General features: G+C 74.5%; 16 protein-coding genes. 12 read left to right on the top strand and 4 right to left on the bottom strand.

Annotated elements, in window-relative coordinates:
- Positions 1–37: 37 nt before the first annotated feature.
- Positions 38–1,252, bottom strand: coding sequence for a M20/M25/M40 family metallo-hydrolase (locus MODMU_RS13730; protein WP_014740880.1), 1,215 nt, complete (start codon positions 1,250–1,252; stop codon positions 38–40).
- Between the two features lie 126 nt (positions 1,253–1,378).
- Here MODMU_RS13730 and MODMU_RS29105 point away from each other — a divergent pair, with 126 nt between their 5' ends.
- The 6 genes from MODMU_RS29105 (at position 1,379) to purU (ending at position 8,354) form a co-directional block, all read left to right on the top strand.
- Positions 1,379–2,179 carry an aminomethyltransferase family protein gene (locus MODMU_RS29105; protein ID WP_014740879.1) on the top strand — a complete coding sequence of 267 codons (801 nt, stop codon included), beginning with the start codon at positions 1,379–1,381 and terminating at the stop codon, positions 2,177–2,179.
- A gap of 60 nt (positions 2,180–2,239) precedes the next feature.
- Positions 2,240–2,662 carry a glycine cleavage T protein (Aminomethyl transferase) gene (locus MODMU_RS29100; protein ID WP_014740878.1) on the top strand — a complete coding sequence of 141 codons (423 nt, stop codon included), beginning with the start codon at positions 2,240–2,242 and terminating at the stop codon, positions 2,660–2,662.
- A gap of 85 nt (positions 2,663–2,747) precedes the next feature.
- Positions 2,748–3,884: an NAD(P)-dependent alcohol dehydrogenase gene (locus tag MODMU_RS13720; RefSeq protein ID WP_014740877.1), complete on the top strand. Its 1,137-nt coding sequence runs from the start codon at positions 2,748–2,750 to the stop codon at positions 3,882–3,884.
- A gap of 140 nt (positions 3,885–4,024) precedes the next feature.
- On the top strand, positions 4,025–5,530 hold the full coding sequence (locus MODMU_RS13715; protein WP_014740876.1) for an aldehyde dehydrogenase family protein: 1,506 nt from the start codon (positions 4,025–4,027) through the stop codon (positions 5,528–5,530).
- A 106-nt stretch (positions 5,531–5,636) separates the two neighbouring features.
- Positions 5,637–7,307, top strand: coding sequence for a CocE/NonD family hydrolase (locus tag MODMU_RS13710; protein ID WP_014740875.1), 1,671 nt, complete (start codon positions 5,637–5,639; stop codon positions 7,305–7,307).
- Positions 7,308–7,481: 174 nt separating this feature from the next.
- The gene (purU, locus tag MODMU_RS13705; RefSeq protein WP_014740874.1) at positions 7,482–8,354 is read left to right on the top strand and encodes a formyltetrahydrofolate deformylase; all 873 of its coding nucleotides are present in this window, start codon (positions 7,482–7,484) and stop codon (positions 8,352–8,354) included.
- A gap of 17 nt (positions 8,355–8,371) precedes the next feature.
- Here purU and pabB read toward each other — a convergent pair whose 3' ends face one another.
- The 3 genes from pabB to MODMU_RS13690 are packed head-to-tail and all read right to left on the bottom strand — an operon-like array spanning position 8,372 to position 11,959.
- A complete protein-coding gene (gene pabB, locus MODMU_RS13700; protein ID WP_014740873.1) occupies positions 8,372–10,192 on the bottom strand; it encodes an aminodeoxychorismate synthase component I in 1,821 nt (606 codons plus the stop codon).
- Positions 10,192–11,052 carry a bifunctional methylenetetrahydrofolate dehydrogenase/methenyltetrahydrofolate cyclohydrolase FolD gene (gene folD, locus MODMU_RS13695; protein ID WP_014740872.1) on the bottom strand — a complete coding sequence of 287 codons (861 nt, stop codon included), beginning with the start codon at positions 11,050–11,052 and terminating at the stop codon, positions 10,192–10,194. Before folD ends, pabB begins: the two co-directional genes overlap by 1 nt.
- A 43-nt stretch (positions 11,053–11,095) precedes the next feature.
- Positions 11,096–11,959: a methylenetetrahydrofolate reductase gene (locus MODMU_RS13690; protein WP_051143988.1), complete on the bottom strand. Its 864-nt coding sequence runs from the start codon at positions 11,957–11,959 to the stop codon at positions 11,096–11,098.
- Between the two features lie 325 nt (positions 11,960–12,284).
- Between MODMU_RS13690 and MODMU_RS13685 the strand changes: the two genes are divergently transcribed.
- The 6 genes from MODMU_RS13685 (at position 12,285) to MODMU_RS13660 (ending at position 16,980) form a co-directional block, all read left to right on the top strand.
- Complete coding sequence (locus MODMU_RS13685) at positions 12,285–13,886, top strand: sensor histidine kinase (RefSeq protein ID WP_014740869.1); 1,602 nt, start codon at positions 12,285–12,287, stop codon at positions 13,884–13,886.
- Complete coding sequence (locus tag MODMU_RS13680; protein ID WP_014740868.1) at positions 13,883–14,545, top strand: response regulator; 663 nt, start codon at positions 13,883–13,885, stop codon at positions 14,543–14,545. Before MODMU_RS13685 ends, MODMU_RS13680 begins: the two co-directional genes overlap by 4 nt.
- 160 nt (positions 14,546–14,705) lie before the next feature.
- Positions 14,706–15,443 carry an alpha/beta hydrolase gene (locus tag MODMU_RS13675; RefSeq protein WP_014740867.1) on the top strand — a complete coding sequence of 246 codons (738 nt, stop codon included), beginning with the start codon at positions 14,706–14,708 and terminating at the stop codon, positions 15,441–15,443.
- A 1-nt stretch (position 15,444) separates the two neighbouring features.
- The gene (locus MODMU_RS13670) at positions 15,445–15,723 is read left to right on the top strand and encodes a muconolactone Delta-isomerase family protein (protein ID WP_014740866.1); all 279 of its coding nucleotides are present in this window, start codon (positions 15,445–15,447) and stop codon (positions 15,721–15,723) included.
- Between the two features lie 41 nt (positions 15,724–15,764).
- A complete protein-coding gene (gene ligA / locus MODMU_RS13665) occupies positions 15,765–16,130 on the top strand; it encodes a protocatechuate 4,5-dioxygenase subunit alpha (protein ID WP_014740865.1) in 366 nt (121 codons plus the stop codon).
- Positions 16,123–16,980, top strand: a complete 858-nt coding sequence (locus MODMU_RS13660) for a class III extradiol dioxygenase family protein (protein WP_014740864.1) — start codon at positions 16,123–16,125, stop codon at positions 16,978–16,980. Before ligA ends, MODMU_RS13660 begins: the two co-directional genes overlap by 8 nt.
- Positions 16,981–17,038 lie beyond the last annotated feature (58 nt).

The raw sequence follows: 17,038 nt of genomic DNA, 5'->3' as shown, positions 1-17,038 counted from the left end.
TCGGGCGGGTGGGCCCGGCGGGCATGGTGCGGGGTCCTCATCCACCGCCGGTCCCTTCGTCCGGGAGGCCGAGGCCACCGACGTCCCGGCCGTGCGTGCCAGGGGCCGCGGCGAGCACGGCCCGCACCAGGCCGGCGACGAGGGCCGCGCGGCCGGGCAGCTCGGTGGTGCGCACGTGCTCGCCAGCGGCGTGCGCGCCGCCGCCGACGGCGCCGAGCCCGTCGAGCGTCGGCACCCCGATGCCCGCGGTGAAGTTCCCGTCCGACGCCCCGCCCACGGTCACCGCCTCCGGCGCGGGCAGCCCCAGCCGGGCGGACACCTGCTGCGCCAGCGCGAACAGGCCGGCGGAGGAGGCCACCTCCAGCGGCGGGCGGTTGACCCCGCCGCGCAGCTCCAGCACCGCGCCGGGCAGGTGCGGGGTCAGCGCGCGCATCCCGGCGTCCACCCGCTGCTGCTCCGCGGCGGTCAGCGCCCGGACGTCGACGCTCAGCCGACCGCTGGCCGGCACGGTGTTCGTGGTGGTGCCCGACACCAGTGCGGTCGGGGTGACCGTGGTGCCCTGCCCGGGGTCGGCCAGGGCGGCGATCGCCCCCACCTGGTGCGCGAGCTCGAGGGTGGCGCTGATGCCCTTCTCCGGCTCCAGCCCGGCGTGCGCGGCGCGGCCGGTGACCAGCAGCTCGTACATCGACGCGCCCTTGCGGCCGGTCTTCAGCCCGCCGTCGTCGGCACCGGCCTCCAGCACGAGCACCGCCGCGCAGCCCCGTGCCTCCTCCCGGATCAGGTCGGCCGACGTCGGCGAGCCGACCTCCTCGTCCCCGGTGACCAGCACGGTGACCCCGTCGAGGTCGGTCCCGGCGGCGCGCAGCTGGGCCAGGGCGGTGAGGCCCAGCACGATGCCGCCCTTCATGTCCAGGCAGCCCGGCCCGCGGACCACCCCGTCGACGACCGACCACGGGATCGCCGTGAGCGTGCCCACCGGCCACACCGTGTCCTGGTGGCAGAGCACCAGCACCCGGCGCGGGCCGCCGCCCAGCCGCCAGCGCAGGTGCGTGCAGCCCTCCCGGACCAGCACCTCCGGGTCCGCGCCGAGCGCCCGCGCGCCCTGCCGGGCGACCAGCGCGGCACCGCGGGCAAACGCCGCCCGGTCCGCGGACGGGGTCTCGCAGCCGACCAGCTCGGCCAGGTCGGCCAGCATCGCCGGCAGCAGGTCGGCGAAGACCCCGGGGGTCAGGGGCGCGGGCCGCGTGGTCACCGGTCCATCCTGTCGCGCACGACCGCCGGGCGGTCCTGCGGGAGGCCCGGCGAGGGTGTTGGCTGGCCCGGTCGGGCCCCGCGCCGTCGGAGACGCGGAGCCGGCGGGACGGGAGGCAGGAGGACCGTGGAGTTCACCGTCGAGGCGATGCGCCGGCCGCCGCAGGTCTACGCGTGGAGCCGGTTCGGGCACCCCGAGTACACCGACTGGCTGGACGAGAGCCTGTCGTGGAAGCAGACCTGCTCCCTCGGCGACTGGTCGTTCCTCTGGCAGCACCGGATCACCGGGCCCGACGCCGTCCGGCTGATCGGCGACTTCTCCGTCAACAGCGTCGACAACTGGGAGACCGGCCGGTCCAAGCACGCCATCCACACGAACCGCGACGGCAAGGTCGTCCACGAGGGCGTCGTCACCCGGTTCGGTGCCGAGGACTTCGTGGTCCACGGCCGCGGCGGCTTCTGGCTGCAGCACCAGCTGGCCCGCGGCAGCTACGACGCGGAGTGCACCCCGGAGGACTGGTTCGTGCTGCAGGTCGCCGGGCCGACCTCCCTCGCGGTCCTGGACGCGGTCACCGACACCACCCCGTTGCTGAGCACCGGGTACATGCACGTCGCCCAGGTGCAGATCGCCGGCCGGCCGGTCTGGGCGCTGCGCCAGGGGATGAGCGGGGAGGTCGGGTTCGAGCTGCAGGGCCCGCGGGAGTTCGGCCCGGAGGTGCACGACCTGCTGCTGGAGGCGGGCCGGCCGTTCGGCATCCGCCGCATCGGCGCCCGGGTCACCCCGATCAACCACCTGGAGGCCAGCTACCCGACCATCGCCACCGACTACATCCCGGGGATCTTCGAGCCGGAGACGGCCGACTACCTCGCCGAGTTCCGGGCCTCCATGCCCGACTACGCACAGCCCGCCTACATCGCCGGCAGCTAAGACGGCCGGCGGATCAGCGAGTACTACCGGAGCCCGGTCGAGCTCGGCTGGGGGCGCAACGTGCGGTTCGACCACGACTTCCTCGGCCGGGAGGCGCTGGAGGTCGAGAAGGCGGCACCGCGCCGGGTGCTCCGCACCCTGGTCTGGGACGCCGAGGACGTGGCCGACGTGTACGCCTCGCTCTTCCGGCCGGGGGAGGCCTACGAGTACATGGACATGCCGCGCGACCAGCGGGGGTTCATGTGGGCCGACCGGGTGACCCGGGCCGGGCAGACGGTGGGGGTGGCCACCTCCCGCGGGTACAGCTACTGGTTCCGGCAGATGCTCTCGCTGAGCACCCTCGACGTCGCCGCGAGCGAGCTCGGCACCGAGCTCACCGTGCACTGGGGCAGGCCCGGCGGGCGCCAGAAGGAGATCCGGGCCGTGGTCGCCGCGGCGCCGTACAAGCAGGACCGCAGCCGGGGCGACCTGCGCCCGCGCTGACGACCGCAGGACCCTTCCGACCGGCTCGTGCCGCCCCGACCGGCGTGGCACGCTCCGGTCAGCCGAGCGCAGAGGAGGAGCACCGATGCTCACCGAGGCAGCCGTCGTCCGGGAGAAGGACGGCCCGTTCGTGATCGAGGAGGTCGAGCTCGACGACCCCCGCCCCGACGAGGTCCGGGTGCGGCTGGTCGGCGCCGGGGTCTGCCACACCGACGCGGTGGTGCGCGAGCAGACCTACCCGACGCCGCTGCCGGCCGTGCTGGGCCACGAGGGCTCCGGCGTCGTCGAGGCGGTCGGCGACGCCGTGGCCGGGGTGGCGGTGGGCGACCACGTCGTCCTGTCGGTGAACACCTGCGGCCGCTGCCGGCAGTGCCTGGCGGGCGACAGCACCTACTGCGCCGACCTGTACGCCCGCAACTTCGGCGGCACCCGGCCCGACGGGTCCACCGCGCTGCGGGACCGCGACGGCGGGCAGCTCTCCTCGCACTTCTTCGGCCAGTCCTCGTTCGCCCGGCACGCGAACGTGCAGGCCCGGTCGGTGGTCCCGATCCGAGCCGACGTCCCGCTCGAGCTGATGGGCCCGCTCGGCTGCGGCATCCAGACCGGGGCGGGTGCGGTGATGAACTCGCTGCGCCCGCCGGCCGGGTCGAGCATCGCCGTGTTCGGGGCCGGGGCGGTGGGGCTGTCCGCCGTGCTGGCCGCGCGGGCGGTCGGCTGCGCCCGGATCGTCGCCGTCGACGTCGTCCCCGAGCGGCTGGCGCTGGCCACCGAGCTCGGTGCGACCGACGTCGTCGACGCCCGGGACGGCGACGTCGCCGCGCGCGTCACCGAGCTCACCGGCGGGCAGGGCGTGGACGCCGCACTCGAGACGACGGGTGTGTCGGCCGTGCTGCGCACCGCGGCGGACTCGCTGGCCATCCGCGGCACCGTCGGGGTCGTCGGAGCCCAGGCGCCGGGCGAGGAGACGGCGTTCGAGACCGGGCTGTCGATGACCCGCGGCTGGCGGCTGCAGATGATCATCGAGGGCGACGCGGTCCCGCAGACGTACATCCCGCAGCTCGTCGAGCTCTGGCGGCAGGACCGGTTCCCGTTCGACCGGCTGGTCACCTCCTACGACTTCGCCGACATCGAGCAGGCCTTCGCCGACTCCGCCGCCGGGCGGACGATCAAGCCCGTGCTGCGGCTGGGGACCCCGGACGGCGACCCGCCGCGGGGCTCCTGACCGGGACAGATGTCCCTGGTGCCCGGCCCCGCCGGGTCGGACGCTGGAGGGCACGCCCGGTGTGCGTCCGGCGCCGGCAACGGCGCCGGGCGCACCCGGTGGAGCAGGCACGCGAACGGGACCCAACGGAGGGGAACGACATGACGAGCACCCAGACGGCAGCAGGCGAGACCCAGGTCGTGCGCACCGGACTGTTCATCGGCGGCGAGGAGCGCACCACCGCCGACGTCCTGCAGGTGGCGGACCCGGGGAAGCCGGGCGTGGTCGTCGGCGAGGCCGCGGCCGCGACGGCGGACGACGTGGCGGACGCGGTGGCCGCGGCCAAGGCCGCGTTCCCCGCCTGGGCCGCGCTGTCGGCCCAGGAGCGGGCTGCCGCGATGGCCGAGGCGATCGCCGGCATCGCCGACGACCGCGACGCCGACGCCGCCGTCCTCTCGCAGGAGAACGGCAAGATCCGGATGGAGGCCTGGATCGACGCCCTGGTCTTCGAGCTGCGCTGGCAGCTGGCGCTGGGCCTGGCCGACGAGGTGGACACGGGCAAGGTCCTCGAGCCCGCCCCCGGCATCCCGGTGACCACCCAGGTCGGCTACCAGCCGCTGGGCGTGGTCACCGTCATCGTGCCGTTCAACTGGCCGATCGCCATCCTCGGCGCCGCGCTGCCGCACGCGCTGCTGGCCGGCAACACCGCCATCGTCAAGCCGCCGCCCTCGGCGCCGCTGGCCACCGCCCGCGTCGTGCAGCGCGTCGCCGAGAAGCTCCCGCCGGGCGTGCTGAACGTGGTCACCGGCCGCGACGAGGAGATGGCCGGCCTCATCCAGAACCCCGACGTCGCCAAGGTCTGCTTCACCGGCAGCGTCAACGGCGGCAAGCGGATGATGGAGATGGCGTCGCGGACGCTGACCCGGGTGACGCTCGAGCTGGGTGGCAACGACGCGGCGATCTTCACCGAGGACGCGGTCATCGACGACACCCACCTCGACCGGCTGTTCGCCGGGATCTTCGACACCACCGGGCAGATCTGCATGGCCGCCAAGCGGGTGTACGTGCACCGGTCGCGCCGCGACGAGCTGGTCGCCGGCCTCGAGCAGCGGCTGGCCGCCGTCCGGCTGGGCTACGGCCTGGACGAGGGCACCACCATGGGCCCGCTGCACCAGGCGGCGCAGAAGGCCTTCGTGGCCGAGATCGTCCAGGAGGCCAAGGACGCCGGCGCCGAGGTCCGTGAGTACGGCGAGCTGCCCGGCGGCGACCTGGCCGAGGGCAACTTCCTGCGTCCGGCCCTGGTCATCGACCCCGACCCGTCGCTGCGGGTGGTCACCCAGGAGCAGTTCGGCCCGGTCATCCCGATCATCGCCTTCGACACCGAGGAGGAGGCCGTCGCCGCCGCCAACGACACCTGGGGCGGCCTGTGCGGGTCGGTCTGGACGGCGGACCCGGCCACCGCCCAGCGCATCGGTTCCCGACTGGCGTGCGGCTACGTCTGGGTCAACGACCACGGCGCCACCCGGCTGGACCTGCGGGCCCCCTTCGGCGGCGTGCGGCAGTCCGGCATGGGCCGCGAGCAGGGCATCGAGGGCGTGCGCGCCTTCCAGGACACCCGCTCCATCGCGACCCTCGACGCCGAGGCGCTCGCCGCCATGGCGCACTGACGCAGCACCCGGCCCCACCCGCGACCGCGTGACGCACCGCCCCGACCGGGGCGGTGCGTCGACGGCGCCTGCCTCCGCACCTCCCCGACGGACGACGAGGACCCCTGTGCACGACGAGACGCCGCACCTCCTCCGGAGCCCCCGCAGCACGCCGGAGTCGCGCGGGGGCAGGCCGCCCGAGCACCGGTTCGAGAACCGGCCCGGCATGGTCGTCGAGAAGGACGTCGCCGTCCCGTTCGGGGACCAGGGGCACGTCATGTACGTCGACGTCTACCGGCCCGACTCCGACGTGCCGGCGGCGCCGCTGGTCAGCTGGTCGCCGTACGGCAAGCACAACCCGGCGCCGATCGGCCAGATCTACCCCAACAGCGGCGTGCGGCCGGAGTGGACCGGGGACCTGACCACCTTCGAGGCGCCGGACCCCGAGTACTGGGTGCCGCACGGCTACGCCATCGTCCTCGCCGACGTCCCGGGCACCTGGTACTCCGAGGGCCGGGCCACGTACCACTCGATCGAGGAGGCGCGCGCCTACGCCGACCTGGTCGAGTGGGCCGGCACCCAGCCGTGGAGCGCCGGCAAGGTCGGGCTGTCCGGTGTCTCCTACCTGACCAGCCTGCAGTGGTGGGTCGCGTCGCTGAACCCGCCGCACCTGGCCGCGATCAACCCCTGGGAGGGGTGGAACGACACCTACCGGGAGGTGGCCCGGCACGGCGGCATCCCGGAGACCTCCTTCTGGCCCTACATCTGGGAGCGCTGGGGGGCCAGCACGACCGAGATCGAGGACCTGGAGGCCGAGACCGCCGCCCACCCCTGGTTCGACGAGTTCTGGGCCGGCAAGGCCGCCGACCTCGAGGCGATCCAGGTGCCGGCGTTCGTCGTCGCCAGCTGGGCCGACCAGGGGCTGCACAGCCGCGGCACCCTGGAGGGCTTCCGCCGGATGGGGTCGGCGCAGAAGTGGCTCGACGTCCACGGCCGGAAGAAGTGGGCCTACTACTACGAGCCGGAGAACGTCGAGCGCCAGCGGGCGTTCTTCGACCACTTCCTGCTCGACCGCGGCCCCGGGGTGCAGGACTGGCCGCGGGTGCGGGCCGAGGTGCGCGACCGGTACTACGAGGGCACCTGGCGGGACGCCCGGGAGTGGCCGCTCGAGGACGTCGAGTACCGGCAGCTGCACCTGGACGCCACCGGCGGCTCGCTGGGCTGGGACCCGGTCGCCACCGAGGGCGCCGCCTCCTACGACGCGCTGGGCAGCGGGCTGGCGCCCCGCCGGGCCACCTTTACGGCGACGTTCACCGAGCCCGTCGAGCTGGTCGGGCACGTGCGCGCGGTGCTGCACATGTCCGCGGAGGAGACCGACGACCTGGACGTGTTCGTCGCGCTGTTCAAGCTCGACGCCGAGGGCAACCAGGTCGGGTTCCCGTACTACGGGCAGTTCGAGGACGGCCCGGTGGCGGTCGGCTGGCTGCGCGCCTCGCACCGGGAGCTCGACCCGGAGCGCTCCACCGACTTCCTGCCGGTGCTGGCGCACCGGCGGGCGCTGCCGCTGACGCCGCGCGAGCCGACCCGGCTGGACATCGAGGTCTGGCCGTCGGGCACCCGGTTCGAGGCGGGGGAGCAGCTGCTGCTGGTCGTCCAGGGCAGCGACGTCATGCGCTACCCGGAGCCGCTGACCTACGCCCGGCACACGGACACCGTGAACGCCGGCCGCAGCGTCGTGCACACCGGCGGCCGCTTCGACTCCCACCTCGTGGTCCCCGTGCTACCGCCGCGCGGCTGACCCGGGCGTGCCTACGTCGATTGTCGCGGGCCACCGCTCCCCGGCGCCCGGTGGGAGTGGTCATCTGCCGCTGGGAGGCGCTGGGGACCGGTGCGTACCGTCAACCCGGACGTGTGATCGGCGCCACCCCGCACGGGGTGCGCGCCCCGACGGAACGAGCCCCGTGGAGGAGACATGACCCGGCCCGCTGACGGTCAACACGGCATCCTGGTGCTGTCCTGCGTGGACGCCCCGGGCATCGTGCACGCGGTGTCCGGGCTGCTCGTGCAGGAGAAGTGCACGATCGTGGAGAGCCACCAGTTCGACAGCCTCTCCAGCGGCATGTTCTACATGCGCGTGGAGTTCAAGCACGTCGACGGCGCGCCGCTGGACCTGCCCGCCCTGCGGGAGTCCTTCGCGGAGACCGCCCAGCGGTTCGCGATGAACTGGCGGCTGGCCGACGCCGCGGAGCGCCAGCGCGTGGTGATCATGGTCAGCCAGTACGCGCACTGCCTCAACGACCTGCTGTTCCGCAACTCCGTCGGCGAGCTCAACCTCGACGTCGTCGCGGTGGTGTCCAACCACCCGACCCTGCAGAGCACCGCCGACTTCTACGGCGTCCCCTTCACGCACATCCCGGTGACCCGGGAGACCAAGGCGGAGGCCGAGGCGGCGCTGCTGGACATCGTCCGCTCGGAGGGGGTCGAGCTGGTCATCCTGGCGCGCTACATGCAGATCCTCTCCGACGACCTGTGCCGGCAGCTGGGCGGCCGGGCGATCAACATCCACCACTCGATGCTGCCGAGCTTCAAGGGCGCCCGCCCGTACCACCAGGCGCACGCCCGGGGCGTGAAGTTCATCGGCGCGACCGCGCACTACGTGACCGCGGACCTCGACGAGGGCCCGATCATCGAGCAGGAGATGCTGCGGGTCGACCACTCGTCGAGCCCGGAGCAGCTGGCCGCCCGCGGCCGGGAGGCCGAGACGCGCGCCCTCGCGCACGCTGTCCGCTGGCACACCGAGAACCGCGTGATCATCCACGAAAACCGCACCGTCGTCTTCGAGTGAGCTGACCGGCGGGGCCGTCACCCGGCGGCGCGGGAGGCCTCCCGGTCGGCCCCGTAGCGGAGCGGCCGGCGCGGCCGGGGGAGCAGCTGCGCCGGCCGCCAGCCGCGCAGCGAGCTGAGCACCGCGAGCTCCTCGGCCGCGGCGAGGTCGTCGACGTGCAGCACGCGTTCGTGCAGCCGGCCCAGGTCCAGCAGCCGGCCGCGCTCGACGCCGGGCAGGCAGCCGGAGCTGGTCGGCGGCGTCCACCACCGGCCGTCGAGCCGGACGGCCAGATTCGCGATGGTCGTCTCGGTCAGCTCGCCGCGCTGGTTGACCAGGACGACGTCGTCGGCCTCCGGGTGCCGCAGCGCCCGGAGCCGGTAGGGGTCGCGGCGGGTGGTCTTGTGCTGCAGCCACGGGCTGGCGGGGTCCACCGGCTCGTGGTCCACCACCAGCCGGACCGGCCCGGGCCCCGCCGGGAGCAGGTCCCGCACCTCGACCTCCAGCTCACCCGAGCGGTGCAGCGCCAGCCGCACCCGCGTTGGGGCGGTCCGGTCGGCGACGGCGTCCCGCAGGCGGGCGGCGGTGGCGTCGCGGTCGGACCGGAAGCCGAAGTACCGGGCGGAGTCGGCCAGCCGGGCGAGGTGGCGGTCGAGGTGGCGGAACCCCTCGGACGGCAGCCAGGCGAGGGTCTCCAGCAGCTGGTGCTCGGTGACCTCGTGGCCGAGGACGGCGGCCTTGGCGAGCAGCTCGGCCCGCTCCCGGCCGGCGTCCGAGCCCCAGGTGATGCCGCCGCCGGCCCCGTAGACGGCCGCGCCGGACGCCCGGTCGACCACGGCGGTGCGGATCGCGACGCTGAACCGGGCGCGGAACGGCGCACCCGGCGGGGCGACCAGCCCGATCGCCCCGCAGTACACGCCGCGCGGCGTCGGCTCCAGCTCGCGGATCAGCTCCATCGAGCGCTGCTTGGGTGCTCCGGTGACCGAGCCGCAGGGGAAGAGCGCGGCGAAGAGCTCCGGCAGCCCGACGTCCGGCCGGATGCGGGCGCTGACCTGCGAGGTCAGCTGCCAGACGGTCGGGTACCGCTCCAGGGCGAACAGCTCGTCGACGGTCACGCTGCCGACCTCGGCGACCCGGCCGAGGTCGTTGCGCAGCAGGTCGACGATCATCACGTTCTCGGCCTGCTCCTTGCTGCTGGCGCGCAGGGCCCGGCGCTGCACCTCGTCCTCGGCGGTCGTCCGGCCGCGGGGGGCGGTGCCCTTCATCGGGCGGGTGCGCACCCGGTCGCCCACCCACTCGAAGAACAGCTCGGGGCTGGCGCTGGCCACCACGTACCGGCCGAGGTCGAGGTGGGCGTTGTGCGCGCCGCGCTGGGCGAGCGCCAGCCGGTGGTAGAGGGCTGCCGGGTCCCCGGTCACCGTCGAGCGCAGCCGGTCGGTGAGGTTGCACTGGTAGGTCTCGCCGGCGGCGATCCGCTCGCGGACGACGCCGACGGCGCGGGCGTGCGCGGCCGCGGTCCAGTCCGGGCGCCAGGGTGCCGTCTGCAGCGGCGGCACGCCGGCCCCGGTGAGCGGGTCCACCCGCGCGGGTTCGGCGCACAGCCCGAACCACACCAGCGGGGGCTGCCCCGGGGTCCAGCCGCCGGGCAGCTGCGGGTCCAGGCCCGGCGCCGCCTCGTAGGAGACGAACCCGTAGGCCCAGCTGCCCGCCGCGGTCTCGTCGTGCACCTGCTGCAGGATCCCGGCGACCTCGTCGGTGCGGGTGGTGGTGAGCACCCGGTGCGGGGGCAGGCAGAGCAGCGCCTCGCCGCGGTCCAGGTCGTCGAACCGCGCCCACGGCCCGTCGACCGCCGGGGTCATCAGCCGCCGAGGCCCTGCTGCGCGATCGCGGCGGTCAGGGTGTTGGCCAGCAGCATGGCGATGGTCATCGGCCCCACGCCCCCGGGCACGGGGGTGATCCGCCCGGCGACCTCGGCGACGGCGGCGGTGTCGACGTCTCCGTGCAGGCCGTCCTCGCCGCGGTGGATGCCGACGTCGATCACGGTCGCACCGGGCTTGACCCCGTCGGCGCCGACCAGGCCGGGGATCCCCGCGGCGACGACCAGCACGTCGGCGCGCCGGCACACCTCGGCGAGGTCACGGGTCCGCGAGTGGCAGATGGTCACGGTGGCGTTCCGCTCCAGCAGGAGCTGGGCCATCGGCTTGCCCACCAGCACCGAGCGGCCGACGACGACGGCCTCGACCCCGGACAGCGGGACGTCGTAGCGGTCGAGCAGCTCGATGACCCCCGACGGCGTGCACGGCCGCAGCCCGGGCCGGCCCTGGGCGAGCAGGCCGGCGTTGGCGACGGTGAGCCCGTCGACGTCCTTCGCCGCCGGGATGCGGGCCAGCAGCGCCTCGGAGTCCAGGTGGGCCGGGGTCGGGAGCTGGAGCAGGATGCCGGAGACGGCGGGGTCGGCGGCGAGCTCGTCGACCAGCGCGGCGGCGGTGTCCTGGTCGACGTCGCCGGGCAGGTGGCGGTGCAGGTCGGCCATCCCGGCCGTCACGCACAGCCGGCGCTTGTTCCGGACGTAGACCTCGGAAGCGGGGTCGTCGCCGATCAGCACCGTGGCCAGCCCGGGGGGCGTGCCACCGGCGGCGACCAGCTCCGCGACGCCCTTCGCCACGTCCTCGCGGACCAGGCGGGCGACCGCCGTCCCGTCGATCAGCTCTGCGGTCATCAGGCGCTCCTGGAGGGGGTGGGGGAGGGGCCCGGGAGGCGGGTCACGCCAGCGACCGCAGCGTCTGCTCCCGCCAGGCCTCGGTGGGCCCGAGGTCGTTGAAGGTGAAGACGTGGAAGCCCTCGATGTGGTTGTCGGGCTTGCCGATGTGCGGGGCCAGGCCCTTGATGATCTTGTCCGGGCTGTAGCCGCCGGGGATGAAGAAGCGCCACAGCAGGTTCTGCTGCTTCTTCAAGAACTTCGCCGACTCGCCGACGCCCAGCCCGCCGGAGACCCGCAGCAGCTTCTGCCGGTGCACCGCCCCGGGCACGCCGACGTGCACCGGCAGGTCGATGCCGCGGTTCTTCAGCTCCCGCGCCCAGTCGAGGATCAGCTTCGGGTCGAACACGATCTGGGTCTTGATGTGCGTCGCCATCGCGGCCTTGTCCTTGAGCGCCTGGAACAGCACCTCGGGCGAGACGGACGGGTGGCCCTCGGGGTGGCCGCCGATCCCGATGTCGGCGAACCCGTGGTCGAGTTCGTGCAGCGCGGTGAGCAGCGCCAGCGCGTCCTTGAACTCGGTGGGGGTGTCGCTCGGGTCGCCGCCGACGACGAAGACGTCGGTGACCCCGGCCTCGCGGCAACGGGCGACGACGTCGGCCAGGTGCGCGCGGTCGCGGACCTGCTGGGCGGACAGGTGCGGTGCCACCGAGTAGCCGTGGCCGACCAGCTTGACGGTCAGGTCGACGGTGGCGTCCTGGCCCTTGGCGGGCGAGGCGGTGACCGTCAGCCGGACGTCCTTGGGCACGTGCTGGAGCACCTGCTCCTCGGTCTTCTTGAACGGGATGACCTCGAAGCCGAGCTCCTGGAAGACCTGCCTCAGCGAGGCCCGGGTGGCGGGGTCCCGTGCGGTCAGCGAGCGCTTCATCGGTTGGCCTTCCTCCTGTGCGGCGAGCCTGCTCTCTCCGGCGGGGGCGGTGCGCACCGGGCACCGGCACGCACCACCCGGTGCGCCCGGGCGGCGGTCGTGTCCAGCGCACCACCATCGTGACCTGTGCCACCCCGTACCGGCACGGTGACATGACGGCTCCGGTCCCACCACTTCGCCCGCGGGCCGTACGTCAATCGTCGCGGGGCGGCCACCCCGGCGGGTGGTCCGGCAGGTCCGCCGTACCCGCGACGCGCCCGGCGTGCCAGCATCAGGGCAGCAGTGGGCTGCACCACAGCAGGACGTCGACAGGGAGGAGAGGCGCGTGGGACGCACAGGACCGGCCGCCGTCAGCACGTCGGCCGCGGCACCTCCCTGCGCCGGCGAGGTGGTGGCGCACGCCCCCGACGGGCTCGCCGTCATCGACGCCGACGCGCGGTTCCTGGACGCCAACCCCGCCGCGGTCCGGCTCTGCGGCCTCCGGCCGGGCGCCGTGGCCGGTGCCCGGTCCCCGTTCCCGCCACCGGGTGACCCGGCGGTCGCCGGCCGGCCGGGCGAGCTCGTCCTGGAGTGGGAGCCCTCGCCCGGGCTCCGGCGGGACTTCGCCTACGTCGTCTCCCAGGTGCCCGGCGAGCAGCGCTGGGTCGTGTCCTTCCGGGACGTGACGCTGAGCCTGCTGCGCGAGCGCCGGCTGGCCGCGATCGCCAAGGCCGCGTCCAGCGTGGCCTCCAAGCGCTCGCTGATCGGCACGCTGGAGGTGCTCGCCCAGGAGGTGGCGCGCACCGACGCGCTCGCCGGCGTGCAGGTGCTGACGGTCAACGGGTCGGGGAACCGGCTGCACGTCATGGGCTCGGCCGGGTTCGGCCGCTCCGACGAGTTCTTCGACCGGCTGATGCAGTGCCGGGCCCTGGGCGCCCGGCTGCGGATGCTGGACGCGCTCAGCACCCGCGAGCCGGTCGTCGTCCCGGACCGGTACGACGCGGTCATGCAGGACCCGGCCTGGGGGCCGCTGCACGACTTCATGCGCCACCCCCGCTGGGACTGGTTCGTCAGCGTCCCGCTCCTGGCCCGGGGGGAGCCGGTCGGCATCCTGAACGCCTTCTTCGCCCCGGGCCGGGTCGTCGGGGACACCGAGCTGGAGTTCCTGCTGGCCATGGCCGAGCAGGCGGCGATGGCGGTGGACCAGGCCGCGCTGCTGGAGCGGGAACGGGACGTGGCCCGGCGCGAGGAGCGCCAGAAGCTGGCCCGCGACCTGCACGACTCGGTGGTGCAGCAGGTGTTCTCGATGATGATGCAGGCGAGGTCGCTGGGCGTGCTCGTCGCCCGCGGCCTGCCGCCGGCCCCGGAGAAGGTCGCCCAGGTGGCCGACGACCTGAGCACCAGCGCCGCCGACGTGCTGGCCGACCTGCGCGGCATGGTCGTGGAGCTGCGGCCGGCGGCCACCTCGGCGCAGGGCCTGGCCTCGGCCCTGCGCTCCCTGGTCGACTCCACGGCGGCTCGCACCGGCGTCGACGTCCAGCTCGAGTACGCCGATCCCGACGACGCCCTCGCCGCGGTCGACGCCGACCTGCTCGAGGACGTCTACCGCGTCGTCGCCGAGGCGCTGCACAACAGCATCAAGCACGCCGACGCCACCCGGATCCACACCCGGCTGGTGGTGGCCCCCCGCGACGGCCGGCAGCACGTGGTCGCCGAGGTCACCGACGACGGGTGCGGGTTCGACGGCCGCACCGCGGCGGAGCCCGGCGGCTCCGCGTCCAGCCGCTCCGGCTCCAGCGGCCTCGGCATGACCGTGATGCGGGAGCGGGCGGCCCGCTGGGGTGGCGGGGTCCGGGTCCGCCGGCGCGACGACGGCGGGACCAGCGTGCTGCTCAGCCTCCCGCTGCCGACCTCGGTGCCGGCGTTCGACCCGGAGCCGGGCCGGTGACGGCCCCGGACCCGATCCGGGTGCTCGTGGTCGACGACCACGCGGTCGTGCGCCGCGGTGTCGTCGCCTACCTGGAGGCGCTCGAGGACGTCGAGGTGGCGGGGGAGGCAGGTGACGGGCGGGAGGCCCTGGACCGGCTGGCCCGGGCGGCCGCCCACGGCGAGCTGCCCGACGTCGTGCTGATGGACCTGCAGATGCCCGGCATGGACGGCGTCACCGCCACCGGCGAGGTGCTGCGCCGGTTCCCGCAGCTGAAGGTGGTCATCCTCACCAGCTTCGGGGAGACCGAGCGGGTGCACGCGGCGCTGGAGAGCGGGGCGTCGGGCTACCTGCTCAAGGACGCCGGACCCGCCGAGGTCGACGCGGCGCTGCGGGCGGCGGTCCGCGACGAGGTCTTCCTCGACGCGGCGGTCACCCGCCGGCTCACCCAGGAGATGCGGGCGCCGCGCACCGGGCTCGGCGTCCTCACCGCGCGGGAGAAGGAGGTGCTGGTGCTGATCGCCGAGGGCAGGTCGAACAAGGACATCGCCGAGCACCTCGTCATCAGCGAGCGCACGGCGCGGACGCACGTCAGCCACCTGCTCACCAAGATGGGGCTCACCTCGCGCACGCAGGCCGCCCTGCTCGCGGTCAAGGAGGGGCTCGTCCTGCCCCGGTGACCAGCGGCGTCCCCGGGCCACGACGGATGACGTAGCGGGTCCGTGCGGCGGCGGTCGCCGCCCCGTGACATCGGGCGGATCCGGCGGCGCGCCGCGGGGCTTATCGTGCTCGGGACCACATCCGCGCGCGGCCGCCGCGGGTCGCCAGGACAGGGGAGCCATGACCACGTTCGTCCTCGTGCACGGTGCCTGGCACGGGGGGTGGTGCTGGGACCGGGTGGCCCCGCTGCTGCGCGCGGCCGGGCACGAGGTGCACGCCCCCACGCTGACCGGGCTGTCCGAGCGCGGGCACCTGCTCTCCCCGCTGGTGGGCCTGGACACCCACGTCGAGGACGTCGTCCGGCTGGTCGAGGTGCTCGGGCTCACCGACGTCGTCCTGGTGGGGCACAGCTACGCGGGGCAGGTGGTGACCGCGGTGGCCGACCGGCTGCCCGGGGCCATCGCCCAGCGGGTCTACCTGGACGCCTTCGTCGGCGACGACGGCGAGGCGGCGCGGGACCTGCTGCCGGCCACCGTGGAGCACCACTGGGCGGAGTCCGCGGCCGAGCAGGGCTTCGGCTGGCTGGTGCCGGTGCGCAAGCTGTCGGTGCTCGGGGTGACCGAGCAGGCCGACGTCGACTGGTTGCTGCCGAAGCTGACGCCGCACCCGTGGAAGACCTACACCGACCCGCTGCGGCTGACCGGCGCGGTCGACGCCGTCCCGGCCGGCTTCGTCGAGTGCGTCAGCTGGATGCGGGTGTTCGCCGGCCAGGCCGACCGCGCCCGCGAGCGCGGCTGGCCGGTGCGCGAGCTGGCCACCGGCCACGAGGCGATGGTCACCGCCCCCGCGGAGCTGGCCGACGCGCTGCTCGACCTGGCCGGCCGGGTGCCGGCCCTCGCCGCGGAGAAGGAGGCCTGACGTGGAGTTCCTGGTCCGGTCGGAGAACCGGTTGCCCCCCGAGACGCCCGCCGAGCGGCGGGAGGAGCTGCGGACCGCCGAGCGCGCGCGGGCGGTGGAGCTGCGCGCCGCCGGGGTGCTGAAGCGGTTGTGGCGGGTGCCCGGCCGGAACGCGACCGTCGGGCTCTACGAGGCCGCGGACCCGGCGGCGCTGCACGACGCGCTGATGTCGCTGCCGATGGCACCCTGGCTCGACGTCACGGTCGAGGCGCTGGCCACCCACCCGCAGGAGCGCACGTGACCGCGGGCACCGCCACGGGCGCCCGCCAGAGAGGAACGTCCATGAGCGACACCGCGCCCGACCGGTTCGGGCTGCCGGGCACACCGATCTTCGACGGCGAGACCAGCCGGCGCGGCCTGCGGATGAACAAGCTCTTCATGAGCCTGCGCACGGCCGAGAACCGGGAGCGCTTCCTCGCCGACGAGGCGGCCTACTGCCAGGGCTTCGGGCTCACCCCCGAGCAGCAGCAGGCGGTGCTGGACCGCGACTGGCAGGCGATGATCGACCTGGGCGGCAGCATCTTCTACGTCTACAAGCTGGCCATGATGGACGGCCGCTCGATGCAGTACCTGGGCGGTGTGTTCACCGGCATGGGCGAGGAGGACTTCCTGGCCGCGATGAGGGCTGGAGGCCGTCGCGATGGCTGACGTCATCTGGGGTCTGGCGACCTCGCACGTCCCCTCGATCGGGGCGGCGATGGACCGCGGCAAGACCGAGGACCCGAACTGGAAGGCGCTGTTCGACGGCTACGCCCCGGCGCGGGCGTGGCTGGCCGAGCACCGGCCCGACGTGGCGATCGTCGTCTACAACGACCACGCCAACGGCATCGACCTGGACTTCGTCCCGACCTTCGGGCTCGGCACGGCCGAGCAGTACGAGGTGGCCGACGAGGGCTTCGGCCGGCGTCCGGTGCCCGACGTCGTGGGGCACCCCGAGCTCGCCCTGCACCTGGTGGAGAGCCTGGTCGACGAGGAGTTCGACCTCACCGTCTTCCAGGAGCTGCACGTCGACCACGGCTTCACCGTGCCGCTGTCGGTGTGGACGCCGGACCCGGGCGACGCGTGGCCGTGCCCGGTGATCCCGCTGCTGGTCAACGTCATCCAGTACCCGCAGCCCACCGCCGCGCGCTGCTACGCGCTCGGCCAGGCCCTGGGCCGGGCCATCCGCAGCTACCCCGAGGACCTCACGGTCGGCGTGCTCGGCACCGGCGGCATGTCCCACCAGCTGGCCGGGGCCCGGGCGGGGTTCATCAACCCCGAGTTCGACGCCCGCTGGATGGAGCAGATCCAGACCGATCCCGCGGCGCTCGCCGCCCTCTCCCGCGAGGAGCTGATCCGGCAGGCCGGCGCCGAGGGGATCGAGCTGATCATGTGGCTGGTGATGCGCGGGGCGCTGGACGACGAGATCACCAAGGTCCACTCGGACTACTTCGTCCCGGCGTCCAACACCGCCGCCGGCATCGCGCTGTTCGACAACCGGGGCTCCCAGCCCGGCTGAGCACGACGCACAGCGGCCCCCGGACGACGTGTCCGGGGGCCGCTGCGCGTGCCGGGGG

Origin of the sequence: Modestobacter italicus, assembly GCF_000306785.1 — a bacterium.
Classification (GTDB): Bacteria; Actinomycetota; Actinomycetes; order Mycobacteriales; family Geodermatophilaceae; genus Modestobacter; species Modestobacter italicus.
The sequence above is the reverse complement of the archived record's forward strand: the minus strand, read 5'-3'. Positions and strand labels throughout refer to the sequence as shown.